Origin of the sequence: Clostridium sp. AF32-12BH (assembly GCF_003477935.1) — a bacterium.
Classification (GTDB): domain Bacteria; phylum Bacillota; class Clostridia; order Lachnospirales; family Lachnospiraceae; genus Brotaphodocola.
Genome location: NZ_QUEH01000007.1, coordinates 30459 through 47963 on the forward strand (window position 1 = coordinate 30459; position 17505 = coordinate 47963).

General features: G+C 47.8%; 10 protein-coding genes. 1 reads left to right on the forward strand and 9 read right to left on the reverse strand.

Annotated features, from left to right (window positions below; genetic code table 11):
- Window positions 1-76: 76 nt before the first annotated feature.
- Window positions 77-3268 (reverse strand): isoleucine--tRNA ligase, encoded by a 3192-nt coding sequence (ileS, locus tag DWZ40_RS08120; protein WP_118542493.1) that lies wholly within the window; start codon window positions 3266-3268, stop codon window positions 77-79.
- A gap of 571 nt (window positions 3269-3839) precedes the next feature.
- Here ileS and DWZ40_RS08125 point away from each other — a divergent pair.
- Complete coding sequence (locus tag DWZ40_RS08125; protein WP_118542495.1) at window positions 3840-5300, forward strand: nicotinate phosphoribosyltransferase; 1461 nt, start codon at window positions 3840-3842, stop codon at window positions 5298-5300.
- A gap of 581 nt (window positions 5301-5881) precedes the next feature.
- On the opposite strand, the gene DWZ40_RS08130 is transcribed toward DWZ40_RS08125, so the two are convergent.
- The 8 genes from DWZ40_RS08130 to DWZ40_RS08165 form a co-directional block, all read right to left on the reverse strand.
- Window positions 5882-6733 carry a DUF11 domain-containing protein gene (locus tag DWZ40_RS08130; protein WP_118542497.1) on the reverse strand — a complete coding sequence of 284 codons (852 nt, stop codon included), beginning with the start codon at window positions 6731-6733 and terminating at the stop codon, window positions 5882-5884.
- A 247-nt stretch (window positions 6734-6980) separates the two neighbouring features.
- On the reverse strand, window positions 6981-8324 hold the full coding sequence (locus tag DWZ40_RS08135; RefSeq protein ID WP_118542499.1) for a GntP family permease: 1344 nt from the start codon (window positions 8322-8324) through the stop codon (window positions 6981-6983).
- An 87-nt stretch (window positions 8325-8411) separates the two neighbouring features.
- Window positions 8412-9578: a sugar diacid recognition domain-containing protein gene (locus DWZ40_RS08140; RefSeq protein WP_118542772.1), complete on the reverse strand. Its 1167-nt coding sequence runs from the start codon at window positions 9576-9578 to the stop codon at window positions 8412-8414.
- Window positions 9579-9651: 73 nt separating this feature from the next.
- On the reverse strand, window positions 9652-10476 hold the full coding sequence (locus DWZ40_RS08145) for an MBL fold metallo-hydrolase (protein ID WP_243035275.1): 825 nt from the start codon (window positions 10474-10476) through the stop codon (window positions 9652-9654).
- A gap of 318 nt (window positions 10477-10794) precedes the next feature.
- Window positions 10795-11988 (reverse strand): Wadjet anti-phage system protein JetD domain-containing protein, encoded by a 1194-nt coding sequence (locus DWZ40_RS08150; RefSeq protein ID WP_118542501.1) that lies wholly within the window; start codon window positions 11986-11988, stop codon window positions 10795-10797.
- Window positions 11978-15361, reverse strand: a complete 3384-nt coding sequence (locus DWZ40_RS08155) for an SbcC/MukB-like Walker B domain-containing protein (RefSeq protein WP_118542503.1) — start codon at window positions 15359-15361, stop codon at window positions 11978-11980. Before DWZ40_RS08155 ends, DWZ40_RS08150 begins: the two co-directional genes overlap by 11 nt.
- Window positions 15342-15959, reverse strand: coding sequence for a DUF4194 domain-containing protein (locus DWZ40_RS08160; protein ID WP_118542505.1), 618 nt, complete (start codon window positions 15957-15959; stop codon window positions 15342-15344). The genes DWZ40_RS08155 and DWZ40_RS08160 overlap by 20 nt, the downstream gene beginning before the upstream one ends.
- Window positions 15952-17340 carry a Wadjet anti-phage system protein JetA family protein gene (locus DWZ40_RS08165; RefSeq protein WP_118542507.1) on the reverse strand — a complete coding sequence of 463 codons (1389 nt, stop codon included), beginning with the start codon at window positions 17338-17340 and terminating at the stop codon, window positions 15952-15954. The genes DWZ40_RS08160 and DWZ40_RS08165 overlap by 8 nt, the downstream gene beginning before the upstream one ends.
- Between the last annotated feature and the right edge of the window lie 165 nt (window positions 17341-17505).

Sequence of the window (17505 nt, forward strand, 5' to 3'; positions counted from 1 at the left end):
CTGCACAGGTGACAGCATTGCTGTTTTTGTGTTGCGCAAACAGGAAACACCATCGCAGCAACACCTTATGCATACTTTATTTCTCGCAGCTGCCATCTGTTGCTTTTTCAACACCCAACATTCCGGTCTCACCGTTAATATTCCACTCTTTTGCGTATCCACTCATCTGTCCAAGGAAAATGTGATCGGCAAGTACTTCGCCTTTAATGGTGTCTGCGTATTCCTTAAAGATATCAGCGATCTTATCGTTGTTATCCTGATATACATTAATATGATCGGTAACCTCAAAACCTGCTTCTTTTCGCATGGTCTGGATCTTGCTCACAACCTCGCGGACAAAGCCCTCTTCCAGAAGTTCCGGAGTCAGGTTGGTATCCAGGGCTACGGTTACGTAGTTGTCGCCCTCAGATACATATCCTTCGGTCTGTGCCATCTCGATCAGGAGGTCCTCTTCGGTCAGGACTACCGGCTCGCCGCCAAAGTCAAACTTCAGAGCGCCCTCTGCCTTTAAGGTATCCATAGCGGCATTTCCGTCGATCTCAGACAGTGCCTTGCGGATGCTGCCAAGCTGCTTGCCGTACTTCGGTCCGACGGTCTTAAGCTGCGGCTTGAAGCTGTAGGAAGTGAAGTTTCTCACGTCGTCTACAAATTCAACACTCTTGACATTTAACTCGTCCTCAATGATCTCTACATAGAAGTCAGACAGCTTGTTCTCAGCCTTGACATACATCTTACCGATCGGCTGACGGTTCTTGATGTTTGCAGTGTTTCTTGCTGCACGGCCGAATACAACGATCTTTAAGACTTCCTCCATATCGGACTCTAACTGCTTGTCGATGAGTTTTTCCTCTACAGCCGGGAAGTCGCACAGGTGGATGCTCTCCGGAGCGTTCTTGTCGATGCTTCTTACCAGGTTCTGGTAGATGTCCTCGGTCATGAACGGGATCATCGGTGCTGCAGCCTTGGAAACTGTTACCAGAGCGGTGTACAGCGTCATGTAAGCATTGATCTTATCCTGCTCCATGCCCTTTGCCCAGAAACGCTCACGGCTTCTTCTGACATACCAGTTACTCATGTCATCCACGAACTCCTGAAGGGCTCTTGCAGCCTCCGGGATGCGGTAGTTTGCCAGATTATCATCCACATCTTTGACCATAGAGTTTAACTTGGATAAGAGCCACTTATCCATAACCGGCAGCTTGTCGTAATCCAGTGTATACTTGGTTGCGTCGAAGTTATCGATGTTTGCATACAGAACAAAGAATGCATAGGTGTTCCACAGGGTACCCATGAACTTTCTCTGGCCTTCCTGAACGGCTTTGCCATGGAAGCGGTTTGGCAGCCACGGTGCACTGTTGATGTAGAAGTACCAGCGGATCGCATCGGCACCGTAGGTCTCCAGTGCATCGAACGGGTCAACGGCATTGCCCTTGGATTTACTCATCTTCTGTCCGTTCTCATCCTGAACATGGCCCAGAACGATAACGTTCTTGTACGGTGCCTTGTTGAAGATCAGGGTAGAGATCGCCAGCAGCGAATAGAACCAACCACGGGTCTGGTCTACTGCCTCGGAGATGAAATCTGCCGGGAACTGCTTTTCAAACAGCTCTTTATTCTCGAATGGATAATGATGCTGTGCGAACGGCATGGAACCGGAATCGAACCAGCAGTCAATCACCTCCGGTACACGGTGCATCTGCTTGCCGCACTGCGGGCAGGTGATGGTGACATCGTCGATGAATGGACGATGCAGCTCAACCTCGCCGTTTGCCTCTTTATCCATCTCTTTTGCATATTTCTTTACAACATCTGCGTAGTTCGGGCTCATGGACTTTAACTCTGCCTGGCTTCCGATGGAATGCTGGCAGCCGCACTCACACTCCCAGATGTTAAGCGGGGTGCCCCAGTAACGGTTACGGCTAACGCCCCAGTCCTGAACGTTCTCCAGCCAGTCGCCGAAACGTCCTTTACCAATGCTCTCCGGAATCCAGTTGATGGTGTTGTTGTTGCGGATCAGATCATCCTTTACAGCCGTCATCTTGATGAACCAGGATTCTCTTGCATAGTAGATCAGAGGTGTATCGCATCTCCAGCAATGCGGATAGCTGTGCTCGAAGTTCGGTGCGGAGAATAACAGTCCCTTCTCGTCTAATGCCTTTAATACCAGCGGATCGGCTTTCTTTACGAATACGCCTTCCCACGGAGTCTCTTTGGTCATCTCGCCCTTGGCATCAACCAGCTGTACGAACGGCAGGTCATATTTTCTGCCGACCTTGGAGTCGTCTTCACCGAATGCCGGTGCAATGTGTACGACGCCGGTACCATCGGTCAAGGTTACGTAGTTATCGCAGACAACATAGAATGCTTTCTTTTTCTGCTTCTCACAGATTGCAACCGCACAGTCAAACAGCGGCTCGTACTCTTTGTACTCTAAGTCTTTGCCCTTGTAGCTCTCTAATACGGTGTACTCACCTTCCAGAACGCTGTCGCAGAGTGCTTCTGCCAGATAGTAGGTATAATCGCCGTTTTTTACCTTTACATAGGTTTCATCCGGGTTTACGCAGAGTGCCACGTTGGACGGCAGGGTCCACGGTGTGGTGGTCCATGCCAGAATGTAAGCATCCTCGCCCTTTACTTTGAAGCGGGCAATCGCAGAACGCTCTTTGACATCTTTATAGCCCTGTGCTACCTCATGGGAGGAAAGCGGGGTACCGCAGCGCGGGCAGTAAGGAACGATCTTGAAACCTTTGTACAGAAGTCCCTTCTCCCAGATCTGCTTTAATGCCCACCACTCAGACTCGATGAAGTCATTGTGATAGGTAACATACGGATTGTCCATGTCTGCCCAGAAACCAACGGTGCCGGAGAATTTCTCCCACATGCCTTTGTATTTCCAGACACTCTCTTTACAATGCTCGATGAAGGGCTCCAGACCATACTGCTCAATCTGCTCTTTGCCATCCAGGCCCAGCATCTTCTCCACCTCCAGCTCAACCGGAAGTCCGTGGGTATCCCAGCCTGCCTTACGCGGAACCATGCAGCCTTTCATGGTGCGGTAACGCGGGATCATGTCCTTGATGACACGGGTCAGTACGTGGCCGATATGAGGCTTGCCGTTTGCGGTAGGCGGGCCATCGTAGAAGGTGTAGGTCGGACCCTCTTTGCGGGAATCCATGCTCTTCTGGAAGATGTGCTCATCATCCCAGAACTTTTCAATTTTTTTCTCTCGCTCTACAAAATTCATATTTGTAGGTACTTTCTCATACATGCTTTTCTTTGCCTCCAATCTTTGACGCATGCAGCGGGACATCGTGTGTAACGTTCATAGGCTTTCTGTTTTCCATCCGGAACATTTTAAACCAGTGCAAAACTTCCTATGAATAAAAAAAGCCGTTCCCTGCAAACAGGAAACGACACTTCTTGCCACTTTTGACCACCTATTACTGCATACCAACATATGAGTTCCGGTTAACGGCGGAATGCCGGCGGGGCTTACTTGAAAGATTTTCTGTACGTTCAGCCTGCGGCTCGGGAGTGATCTTCGACTGCTGCCTTACTTGCACCGGGCTTCCACCACCCCCGGCTCGCTCGTGCCTCCTGACCGTTGTTGATTGCTGGTCGTTTTCCGGCACCTGCGTTCTATGCAGCGCTACTGTCTCCGTCATAGCCTTTTTGATATTACATTCTTTTTCATTATATTGATTTGTCTGGGAATTGTCAAGGTTTCCGCGGCCAGTCGGTTTGTTATTTTCCTATCAATCGCATTGTTTTTTGAGAAAACTAATGGTATACTACTTATGTTTTACACAAATTTAACCGAAACCAGAAGGAGAACCGGTATGAGCGAACGTAACCTGACCCTGCTCACAGACTTTTACGAACTGACCATGATGCATGGCTATTTTAAAGAAAAAGATGCAAACGAGACCGTCATTTTTGACGCGTTTTACAGAAACAATCCGGTAGGCTCCGGCTATTCGATCTGTGCTGGTTTGGACCAGGTGATCGACTATGTAAAGAACCTGCATTTTGAAAAAGATGACATTGATTACCTGCGCACTACCGGCATGTTTGAGGAGGATTTTCTGGAATATCTGAGTAACTTCCATTTCAGCGGTGATATTTACGCGATCCCGGAAGGAAGCGTTATCTTCCCAAGAGAACCGCTTGTAAAGATCATTGCCCCGATCATGGAAGCCCAGTTAATCGAAACTGCCCTGTTAAACATCATCAACCATCAGTCCCTGATTGCCACCAAGGCAGCACGCGTCGTCTATGCCGCACAGGGCGATGGAGTCATGGAGTTTGGTCTGCGCCGTGCACAGGGTCCGGATGCCGGTATCTATGGTGCCCGCGCTGCCATGATTGCCGGATGTATCGGTACTTCCAACGTACTCTGCGGAAAAATGTTCGATGTCCCGGTCAAAGGAACCCACGCACACAGCTGGATCATGAGCTTCCCGGACGAGCTGACCGCATTCCGCACCTACGCAAAGCTGTATCCAAATGCCTGCATCCTTCTGGTTGATACTTACGATACCTTAAATTCCGGTATTCCAAATGCCATTAAAGTCTTCACTGAGATGCGTGAAGCCGGCATTCCGTTAACCTTCTACGGAATCCGCTTAGACAGCGGTGACCTGGCTTATCTGTCCAAGAAAGCAAAAAAGATGCTCGATGCAGCCGGATTTTCCGATGCAGTCATCTCCGCTTCCAACGACTTGGACGAGACTCTGATCTCTTCCTTAAAGCTTCAGGGCGCAGCCATCAACTCCTGGGGTGTCGGCACCAACCTGATCACCTCCAAAGACTGCCCATCCTTCGGCGGCGTTTACAAGCTGGCTGCGATCCAGGACAAGGCTACCGGAAAATTCATCCCGAAGATCAAGCTTTCCGAGAACGCAGAAAAGATCACCAATCCGGGCAATAAGACCATCCGACGCATCTACGACAAGGAAAATGGCAAGATCATTGCTGACCTGATTTGTCTGGTTGACGAGGAATACGACACCAACAAGTCCCTTCTTCTCTTCGACCCGATTGAGACCTGGAAAAAGACCCACCTGGCACCAGGCAGTTACACCATGCGTGAGATGATGATTCCGGTCTTCTTAAAAGGTCAGTGTGTCTACGAGTCCCCGAAGGTTATGGATATCCAGAAATACTGCAAGAAAGAACTCTCCACCCTGTGGGAAGAGTCCCTGCGTCTGGAATACCCGCACCGCGTGCACGTCGATCTGTCAAAGCCGCTGTGGGATATGAAGAACCAGCTGCTTGACAGCTATCATTATCACGAATAAACAATATTGCACAGTAAATATCAATAAGTCCGAAAGCCCCCGCCCCGCCATGCGTAACCGCATTCACGCGGATTTTCGACCGTTTTGCTCCGCCGCCTATTGACCGTTCCTCCGCTAACTCGCTCACTGCGTTCGCTCAGACAGAGCTCCGAAACGGTCGCTATGCTCACAAAACGGGCAAAATTCGCTAACGAATGCTTATTACGCATGGCGGGGCGGGGGCTTTCTACTGCGTTGGCTCCACTACATAAAAACCTGCAACCACTACTGAAATGACAGCGATAGGCTAACTATCTGCCGAATCAGTAATGGTTGCAGGTTTTTATTCTAGTAAAGCCAGTACACAGGAAACGCAAGCCAGCCGGTACAGGATAAGCATTTGTTTGAAAATCCGTGAGTGGGCGAGCATAGCGGCAGAACGGAGACCCTTGTTTGAGCACGCAGCGCGTGCGAGTTTGGGTCGCAGTTCTGCTGATAGGCGGCGCAGCCCACGAGCAAAAGGATTTTCACCCAAATGCGTTCCTGTACCGGCTGGCTTGTGTTTCCGTATTTACAGAGACTTACTGTGCTAAATTGTTACTTTAGATTGTTCCGGTGACGATCAAAGTGCTGACTCCCGAACTGGTGCTCCACTCTCCTGTTTCTGAATTTTGTGTGTAGGTGGCTGCCGGTACGGTTACCGCCCCAGGTACTGTACGAAACATTCCCGTTGTTTCATTGTAGGTGTAATTTGTAGGAGCAGTCCATGCAGTTCCGTTAAAGGTGACAGTCAGATTTCTCAAAACCGGGTCAAAGGTATCGGTTACAGAAACTTCGGTTGTGGAATCTGCCGGGACATTTCCGGTGTTCTGGATGACGAAAGTATAAGTCAGTCTGCCGCATTCTGTGACCGGAACCGGGTTGACGGATTTTGTGATGGAAAGGACCGGCTCTGCCACAGCAGAAACAGTTTCCGATGCGGTAATTCCGCTGACACAGGTTCCCGATACTGTCACAACATTCGTGATTTCTGCTTCAAGCTGCAGCGGCGCGTACGCATTCAGCCGTGTCTCATACACAATCGTGGCATTGCCGCCTGCCGGTACATTCACTCCGGTAATCGTAAGCGGCGGCCCCGCTTCTACGGTCGGTGCTGTCTGGAGCACGCCATTTTGATAATAGCGGATCGTTCCCGCACTATAATCCAACGGAGTACGCGTCGTTGCCCCAAAGTCATAACTTCCAAGATCATCTGACAGGGTAAGTCCTGTATATTCTGCAGTGCCGGCGTTGACAATGCTGATGATATACGTCACGGTTCCTCCCTGCCGGTACGTTTCTTTTACTGCGGTTTTGGTAACCGTCAGTACTTCCTGAATCTCTCCCACGGTAATATTTGAATTGGCTATTTCATTGCCATAACGCAGCTGCGCCTGATTCGTAAAAAATGCCATATGCTGTTGTCTCCTTTTTGTGTGGTTACACTATAACATATGACAGAACCGGAACACTGGTGCAGGGCTTGTATCATACACAGGACTTCTGCTTGGCACCTGATCTGCCAGCAGAAGCTTTCTGCAGATACATCGTTCCGGGCACATAAAACATGCGCCGCCGGACGCACACACAGATGCCCCGCGGAATTTTTCATCCGCGGGGCATCCCTATTTGTCTCAAATTGCTTTCATTTTATGAATAAGATCAGTGTACAAAAATCAGGGACAGGATAAATACCACAATGATCGTGGTAATACCCATGACGGCAGTCATACCGGTCTGGCACTTATAAGCATCCTGCGTATCCATATCCGAGAACTGGGATACTACCCAGAAGTAGGAATCGTTTGCGTGGGATACGGTCATAGAACCTGCTCCGATGGCCATGATAACCAGAACCTTGGCTAACGGAGATGTGAAACCGAGTGCCGGCATCATCGGTGCGATCATGGCAGAGGTCGTGATCATGGCTACCGTAGAAGCGCCCATTGCTGTCTTTAAGAGTGCTGCAATGATGAATGGCAGGAATACACCCACACCAAGTCCCAATAATGATGCGCTTAAAGCGTCTGCGATCGGCAGTTTCTGAAGAATGGCACCAAAGGAACCACCTGCACCGGTGATAGCCAGAATGCCTGCAGAGTTGGTAACACCTTCGGTGATCCACTTCAGGGAATTCTGTTTTTCTTCCTTCGGAATCAGGGTCATAGCCAGGAATACTCCAAAGATCAGTGCGATAACCGGGTTACCAATAAAGGAGAAGAAGGCTTTCACTGCGCCATCCCCAAACGGTGCACTCGGGAAATCACCGACGGATTTTAATGCGATCAGAATGATCGGCAGCAGAATTGGGGAAAAGCTGTGCAGGGCACCTGGAAGTTTTCCATATTTTTCCACAAGTTCTTCTACCGTGTACTCCGGATTTGCCGGAATATCGATCTTGCTGGATACCTTATTTGCGTAAATCAGAGCAGAAGCCACAGCCGGAATGGAGATGATGAGACCAACCAGGATCGTCAGTCCAAGATCGGCTTCCAGGGTACCTGCCATAGCGATTGGGCCCGGGGTCGGCGGCACCAGACAATGCGTTGCATATAAGCCGCCGGAAAGTGCGGTAGCCATAACTGCCAGGGAAACATTGCTCTGGCTTGCCAGTGCTCTGGAAATCGGGCTTAAGATAACAAAACCAGAATCGCAGAATACCGGGATACCGGTAATGTAACCGGTAATACCCATGGTCAAAACACTCTTTTCTTTTCCGACAATCTTCAAAATGGTGTTCGCCATGGTAAGGGCTGCACCAGTCTTTTCCAGAATGGTACCAATGATGGTTCCGGCCAGAATGACGATACCTATGCTGGCAAGGATATTTCCGAAACCACTCTTAACCGTACTGATCACATCTTCTGTTGGAATTCCGCAAATCAAGCCTACCAGAACTGCAATCACTGTCAGTACCAAAAATGGATGCATGTTAAACTTGGATATCGCAATGACCATGCATACAACCGCTAAAAATATTACGCCAAAAATAAATAATCCTGACATAAACAATACCTCCTTCTCGCGTTCCGCGATCCATTCTCAAACTTTCATATCGTAACTGACCAGTATCTCCCCCAGTTACATCATATCTTATATTCCCGGATCTTTTTCTGATTCCAGGAACATCCGGTATTCGAGAAGCATCCGAATAAAGAATTCCCGCACAAAAGCAGTGTCCGTTTCCATCTCCAGTGTCTGATAAAGCTGCTTCATACGATACAACAGTGTATTCTTATGTACATGCAGCTCTTCTGCCGCCTTTGCAACGCTTCCCGCGCACTCATAATATGTCTGTGCAGTGTGAAGCAACTGCTCCGCCTGATTGGTTCCATACTGGATTTCCAGTTTTTCAAACATTTCTTCTGCGGTTCTTCCACCTTCCTGCATGAGCAGATTTCCAAACAGATACTGCATTTTGCAGGAATGTTCTTCCAGATTCCGGATTTTCCCTCCTTTCCTCTTTTTTAACATAGATACTTCTCTCATACCGTCTGAAACTTCTTTTATCGTTCTGCACGGACTGCTGACTGTCACATTCCAGGCATCCTCTGCTTTGATCTCATCGAGCAGGCGCTCCAGGCGTTTGTGCATCTCCTGCCTGTCGTAATTTCCACCAAGCAGGATCACGTAATCTTCATTTTGAATGCCAAATACGTCCCGTTTCCGGTCCAGAATATTCTTCCAGATCAGATTCTGGATCAGCTGGGAATAATCCTGCAAATGCTTCATGTGGCGTCCGATTGCGGATTCATGAAGAAGAATGACACGGATTGGAAAATCCAGCTGCAAATTCAGCATTCCACAGAGATTTTCAATCATCTCTTTCTGGCTGCTGCCTCCAAATAATAAAAGCCGCAAAAGCTGATTGCGAAGTTCCGCCTCCAGATTCTGCTTTTGCGTCATCTGCAGCTGGGAAAAGCTTTGGGTCACATAGACACGAAGCAGATTTGCGATGCTTTGCACCTCTTCCTCACATCCAAAGATTCCCACCACACCAATGATCCTGTCGTTCAGAAATATCGGCATGTTGTAACCTTCTTTGGTACCCGGATAACGATACAGATCTTCTTTTTTGATCAGGACCGGTTTTCCTGTCTCCAGAACTTCTGCCGCACCCTGATGAAAATCTCCGATCCGGTGTTTTTCCGTAGAAGCAATGATAACGCCCTTCTGGTCCATGATATTGATCGTGCGCTGACCCACCAGCAACGAGGTAGCTTCTACAAAATCCTGCGCCAGCTTTGCAAATTCATTCATGCTTCTTCCCCCACTTCCCCCGCATATTTCCAGAATCAGCACAACCTTTCCGAAAATCAGCCGAACCTTTTTCCTACAGGTAAATGCAGTCTCCGGCACCAAGATAACAATGTTTCAGTTCTGCTTCCTGACTCATGATTGTCTGAAGCTTTTCTCCCGAGCAATGATTAAATCCGATGAGAGCAACCCCCATCTGCTTCATTTTGTCCAGCGTAATGCGGATCCGTTTCTCGTCTGCTTCTACCAGATGCGTTCCTCCGAAAACCGCACGGATTGGTTTTCCAAAACGTTCCTGTACCGTTGTCAGAATGTTCAAAATTCCAGGGTGACTGCATCCGACGATAACAGTCTGCCCCTCCGTTCCATCCAGCACCAGACAGATTTCATCGGAGAAATCATCCTTTTCCCATTTGTCATTCTTGCGCAGTACAAACCGGTCAGGAATTTGTTCAAACTCATAACGTCTTTCGAAGTTGCCGACCAGATAGCATCCCGGTTCCAATTCCAGATAACCATCGCAGTACCGGTGTTCCAGATTTCGTTCGTTCAGCCAGGCTTCATCAAAACCGCAGCCAAGATACGTTGCTTTCAGACCATCCAAAGCGTACTTTTCTGCCAAATACCCTTTCGCTGTATACAACGGACAGGAAAGTCCATGTCTGACAAATTCCGGATATCCGCCTGCATGGTCATAATGTCCGTGACTCCCCACCGCATAAGATATGTCCTTCAGACCAATATTCAGTTTAGCAGCATTGTCACAAGCAGATTTTCCAGCGCCAAAATCAAACAAAATCTTAGTTTTTTCCGTTTCGACTAAAAAAGAAAGTCCATGTTCCGCAGTCAGAGCTTTGTGTTCTCCCCGTTTATTGTCCATAATTGTCGTCACTTTCACCATCTCACCCCCTTATATTCTCAGTTTCATTGTATAAAATAGTATATCACGTTTCTCCAACTATGGCATTGTGATGTATCACAATTATCTGACTTATTTTTTGCTTTTGTTCTATGGCAGCAATGCAAAAAGAAGTTTCTCCTGTTCATGGTTTGTTCATAAAATCGTTACAAACATTCCATATCCAGGAAAAACTTCTTTCACATTTTCTCGATATACTTACATCATCAAATGAAGCTGCCAACTACACTTTGATAAAATTTTTTCATAATCGCCGGTGGGTTTAAAACTCACCGGCTCCTCCCTTTTTATGGGGATTTTTTATTTGTGTTTTCTAACCAGAAAACATTCCTGTTCAATTCCCATTTTTCCTTTGATGATGCGGTCTATCAGCTCTTCCATAAGAGGTTCTGTCCCCCTCATGTTTTCCAACTTTTTCAATGTTTCCGGTTTTATTTTATACCCATATTGCAAGTAACGGTCATACCAGTCTGCATCCATCTGAAGCGGGTGGACCCAAGGACAGATATGTTCGCGGATGTGCCGGAAAATGCGGATGCCGCCGTAATCCAGGTCTCCGGTATGGTAAAATTCCACATCCGGAATTTTTCCAATCAGCTGTCTTAAAAAAGTGCATTCCAACGGAGAAAAAAAGCCATGAGAAAAAACGATCAATGTGTCCGTTTCATATGGCATGGAAACAAAATTTGCTTTATTCTCCACGGTAATAATCTTTCGGATACTCTGGTCCGGTAAAATCCGGGCATAACGGAGTGTGTCGGTTGTTAACACTGTTCCATAAACCTGGTCTCCATAATCGATTTCTTTTCCTTCTAATTCAATCTTTAGATTCCCTTTTATTGCCAATTGCTGCGCATAATCCTCCAGATATACCAAAGATAAAATTTCCCGCTCACTCATGGCATCATCTGCCTCAGGGTGATATCGGGATAATACAGAAACCACCCGGCTTTTGAGTTTTTCTTCGAAAATCTTGCTTCCGCCAAGCACAGCAATGCTGAACACGCGCTGGTAAAGTGGCTCCTTCTGTTTCTCCAACGCATTCAGACAATCGAAAAGCATTACACCGTATTTATCCTGATCTGCCGGCGTCTTTCCCTGATCCAGGGATGCTTCCAGCTCCTGATAATACTGTCTCAGCCAGTCCGTCTCAGCCTGCTGCATCAGGGAACACAGTGTCTGCTTCTCTTCCTGCAGCCGCTTCCACTTGGGAACAAGGCCAAGCAGCTCATAAAACTGCCCGGTCTTTTCCCTCCGGTAGGTAATCTTTTCAATATCATTTCCATATTCGATCCATTTGATTTTAATAAGACCATCTTGCTCCAATTCCTTTGCTTCCTGCAAAAGATCAGACTTTCCAGCCCGGTCAAAATCCTCCTGCTGGATTTTCAGGCTCCGGTTTCCCGATGCGCCTTCCTGCCAGTCTTTGCTGCTGCCTTCGATCTTATCCACGATCCTGCGGACCAGATAGCCCGGTTCTTGCCTAGTCTTCATCGTCTTCCTCTGAAATTTCCTGTTTTAACTGTTCAAATTCCGGTTTCTCAAATTCCTGGATGGAAATTGCCTTCTTATTCGGGTTTGCGAATACAAAAATCTTATCGACCGTCTCCAGATAGTTCTGGATCTTGTCGTTGGTCGCACTGATCAGAGCCTGGAAACCCAGTCCGCGGATCAGCTTGATACAGCTCGCCACTTTTTCTGCATCCATCTTGGAAAAAGCCTCATCCAGCACTACCAGGCGGATCGTCGGATTTCGTCTAAGTCCCGGCTTCAGATCAATCTTATAAGCCTGGGCAAAGCTTGCCAGAAGCGCTACATAGAGCGGGTTCTGACCCTCACCTCCGGAGTTTTTGCGGATCATCTTGCTTAAACGGATCTTGATGGTTTCATCCTCATTCTGGATCAGCTGCTGCATATCAAACGAGAGATACGTCCGGTAATCTGCGTATTTCTCCATGTTGCGCTTTGCCTCTTCCATCTCCTCCGGGGTTGCGTGCTCCGGCGGAATAAAGATGTTGATCAGGTCATTGATCATGGCACCGTAATGGCTTTCGTGCTCCATGGTAAACAGATTCAGCTGGTTATCCAGACCAATATCCAGATCCGACGGATTGACTTCCAGTGCATCATCCATGAACATGTCATAATATTTGCCGTCATCGCCTTTATTCTTTCCAATATAGAACTGGTAACGGTCTTTACCGAAGTCAAGACGGCTGATGATGCGGTTTAACTCGTCTTTACGCTGCAATGCCTCTTTGATGGCACTGCGGATCTTGTACATGAAATCATCTTTAAAATGCTCAACAGCTGCTTTGGCCTGTTCCGCGGCACGCTTCCGGTATTCCTCCAGGCGGTCACAGGCAAGGTTATCAAGCAGCTTCTGGTATTCCTCATTGCTCTCAGAACCCAGGGAGAAATTCCGCTGCGGATAAGTGCGCAGATAAATGCTCCGGATATCCTGAAGCTTTTGCATTTCTTCTGTCTGCTTTTCCGTTTCCATTTCAGCCTGTGCCTGATAATCGTTACGCATCTGGTCATAACGGATTCTTGCACCGCTTTCTTCCTTCTCTGTCAGCACTGCCTGAAGCTTTGTTTCATACTCTGGACATTCTTTTAAGGTTCCCTCTTTCTCGATAACAATTTCATTGAGCTGGAGCAAAATTTTATTCTCTGACTCACAGTTTTCCTGAAGCCGGACGGACTGATGTTCTTTTTCGCGCAGCAGTGCTTTCCGACTATCGCGCAAATTGTCAAGTGCTGTGCGTTCTTCTACCCAGGCAGCAACATTCTGGCTCTTTAACTGTTCCAGCCGTTCCCGCAGATCTTTCTGTTCTTCCTGCTTTTTCAGATAAGATTCCTTATCCTTCTGCCAGCCAAGATAAACATCCAGTTCCTGACCAAGTGCCTCATGTCCAAGCACGCGTTCCCCATCTGTTAAAAGTGTCTGCAGCGGTTCGAGTTCCTGCTTCATAGTTCCCATGGATTCTTCCAGAATCCTGATTCTCTGGCGAACACTCTTCTTTCCGATGTATGCCGATTTGGTGTAGAGATCCGGGTTAATGTGCTGGATCCGGTAACTGTGGTACAGAACGCATTCTTTGGTAATGCCGATGCGGTGACTGCGCAGTTCGTCCACACTTTCACACTTGATCACCTTGCCGAGCTGGAAATTGATATAGGCCTGGGCATAATCACGACTCGCTTCCACCTCTTCTGCCAGTGCCCCATCCTGTACCGTCTGCTCATCTGCCATCACACGCTCGGTATCAAGAACTGCAACCCGGTAATATTTCTTTGGGTCCAGCTCTTTATAGATTTCCATTGCCGTTTTGGCATACTTCGGTTCTACGGCCAATAGCAGTTTGTTGTTACCAAGATAGCCCTCGATTGCATTGCGCCATGCATCATCTCGCACCTCCAGAAGATCTGCCAGGACCTCCACATCAACACTCTTTCCAGTTTTCAAAAACAGCTGTGTTTTCAGGATCTCGCGCACTGCCTCTAATTCCTTCGGGTAGGCTTTATTTCCGGCTTTTAACTGCGCCACTTCTTCCTGTGCCTTTTGCAGTTCCCGATTCAGCTCCCGGATCTGGCTGCGAGCCTCCTGCATCTGGCGTTCTGTTTCCTTTCGCATCTGGGCAAGGTCATCCCGCAGACGTTTTAGCGCTTCTTCGCTGATATCTCCTTTATCGAATGCCTCAATATCCCAGAGAGTCCGGTTTGAAGTAATCTCCTCATCATCCCAGGCATGAAGCTTTTCAGCAGTCTGCTTCCAACGGGCCTGGCTGCTTCCAAGGTGCTCTACCAGCTCATTTACAGCTTTTAGCTGGCTTTTTAATTCTTCATAACCACTGCTTGAAATCTTGCGAAGCAATTCCTCACTCTGCGCGGTCATATCCTGAATTTCCGTCTCCAGTCCGGCAATTTCCTGGTTGGCCTTTTCATAGTCTGCTTTCATGTTCTGGATCTTTTCCTGGCTTTCCCGGATCCGCCTGCGGTCGTTTAAGATATCCAGCCTCTGTGCAAAATATCCGCACATTTCTTTCTTCGTCCGCACTGCAGCCATTGCTTCATGCTGTGTACAGATTTTCTTCAGACTCTCAATTTCCCGGCAGGTATCTTCGATCCGGTGACGCAGGCGTCCATACTCTGTCACGCTCTGCTGCATGTCTTCGATGTGGATATTCTGCTCCACGCAGATATATTCCTTCACGAAGTCTTCCAGCTTAATGTTCATGCGGAACGGAATGGCACGCTTAAACAAGAGCGGGAACTTTTCCGCATCCAGACCGCCTAAATAAATATCGTAAAGCTGTTTGCGGAAGCGTTCATTGTGCGAGCCGAAATAGCAGTCTTCTTTCGAAAAATTCGATAACAGCCAGTTTTTCACCTCATCGATGGACATGGTGCGGTCGGACTTGCGGTACTCATGGTCCGGCATCGGTCCCTTATGCCAGAAAAACATACGGCTGATCTCATTCGTAGCGGTTTCTACATCAAAGACCACACCCACACACTGGCAGACCCCGGTATCTGTCTGACGCAGTTCCAACACAATGGTACTGGAAAAATTCTGATTCCGTAAGTAAGAAAAACTATTGTCATCGCCAATGTTGATCATGCCGCGCAGATACTCGATCAGGCTTCGGTCTGAATCATCCGCTGCGGCCTTATTGAAAAATCCGCGCCCATCGGTATTCGCATACAGCACGATCTGCATGGCATCGATCACGGTAGATTTTCCGCTTCCGGAATGACCGGTAAAAAAATTAATCCCGTCATCAAAGGACAGGGTTCTGTGTTTTATGTAATGCCAGTTGTTCAGGCAGATCCTGGACAGGGCTTCAAATCTCTGGTTCTCCATCTTCCTCTTCTCCTTCGCGGAATGTTTCAAGCAGCGCACGGACATCATCTCCCATCAAAATGACATTGATGGTCGGATATACCACCAGACGGCTGAAGCCGTCCAGCTCTTCCAGAACATCAAGCGGCTCTACCACCTGGTACTTTTTCAGCATGGCCAGACTTCTCCGGATTTCCGACACCGACGGCTGCTTTTTTAATAACCGGTAAGTTCCAAGCTTTTCGTGGATTTCGCTTAAGGTCGTTATGACATTCACCGAGGTAGAGACCGATGACATCTGCTCGTCGTAGATCAGCTTTAAGATCAGCACATAAAGCGTAGCCAGCTTCGGCAGTTTTTCACCCACCACCTGCTCACCGCGAATGTAGATCAGTCCCATCTGGCTGTTTTCCACTACCTCGATCCCCATAATGGAGAAATACTTCTGGATGAATTCCAGATGCTGGTTGCACTGATAAAATTCCGGGTTCGTCTGATAACGCTTTGTTTTCCGGTCATAGGTCCGCTCCAGCAAAAAGGTCTGCCGGTATAACAGACGGATGCTCTCCGAAACCTGCTCCTGCTCCGAGCTGGAAAGTGCCTCAAAATAATCAATCATTCTTTCTATCCTTTCTTACAAATACCAGCCCTGGGTAACGGTAGCCTGCATGCTCCACCATCGGTACCTCCTGATCCAGGACGCGGTACGGACTGTCCTTGCGTACCGAATCATCGTAGGCAAGCACCAGCTTCTCAAAGTCCTCTAGGGAAGATACGGTGTCACTGGTTACTGTAAATGTTCCATTCACCATCTGATCCAGAACAAAGGAACGGATCTGTTTCCGGCTGTAACGGTTCTTCATGCGATTTAACTGCAGAATTTCATCCTTAGACAGCTCCACGATCTCCTCCTCCGGCTGTAACTCTGCCGTAAAATCCTGACGGGATTTTCTGCGCTTATATAATGACCGGTCTGAGATGATAGTAAACTGGGAAAAATTCATCTTAGAGGCCGTAAGGGCAAGTTTTTCATCAAAGGTTTCATCCGGCAAACCAGACAATTCATTTAAGATCTGGATCACCAGCCCCTTCATGTTGTCCTCCTGGTTCAGGAGGTAATTGAGCCTGGTCACGGTAGCACGGATGTATTTGGTATGTTCCGTATCCATATTTAAAATGCGGTGCTCGATATCGTCAAATCCACGGTCGATCAGATCCAGCTGGCTGATAATGTCTTCTGGCGTGATATCCAGCCCGCGCAGCTGCTTATTGCGCACACAGACTGTCTCCAGCCAGGAAGCATCCTGCCGCATCTGGACCAGCCATTTTTTAATGTCAGTCTTATACAGATAAAAGTTATCGGAGGTTTTTAAAATATGATACTTTTTTTGCACGATTTCCTGCACATATCCGTCCAGATGCTCCTTTAAAAGGTCCCCGTAATTTTTCTGTTCCAGAAGGCTGGAGAAGAAACGATCCATGTTGTGGAGCATATCCTGCAGAGTCTTATTGAGTTTTCTTGTATTAACCAGAGCAGTCTTCAAAAGAGAAATATTGCACCTGGGGTCATTCTTGAATGCGAACAGAATCGCGTAGACATTCTGGATGTAGACCTGGCTGTCATCCTCATCTTCCCCCGCCAGATGCGTAAACGCATCCACAAACACAGCGGCATAATCCGGAATAACAATGTTCACTGTCATATTGTGGTAATCATCCACCTTCCTGAGCCACCCCGCCTTTAACAGCCAGTTTAAAATACGGGTGGAAAGCGGCTCCAGCATATCCAGTTCGTCTTCCAGTTCATCCTGCACCATTACCACGCGGGTCTTCGCGAAATAATCACTCAGGGTCTGAATACAGATTTCCCGGCTTAAAAAGTAGTTGCTGTACTGGTATTCGTCATTGATCTGCAAAAGTGCATCAATATAAACCTGCCGGTTTCTGGAACGGAACAGGCCCCAGAACGAATCCGGTATTTCTAAAAACTGATTTGCCATAGTAATTGATTCCTTATTTATTTGTCGCAATTCACAGTCAGTAATTTCACGAAGACTGACTGTGGTTTGTTTCTGTTTGTAATTCATCTCACTATTTATAGAGAATAGGAGAATCCTTGCTACCGTTTGTCGAAAAATGCTGCTGCCCAGGTCATGCCTGCTGCA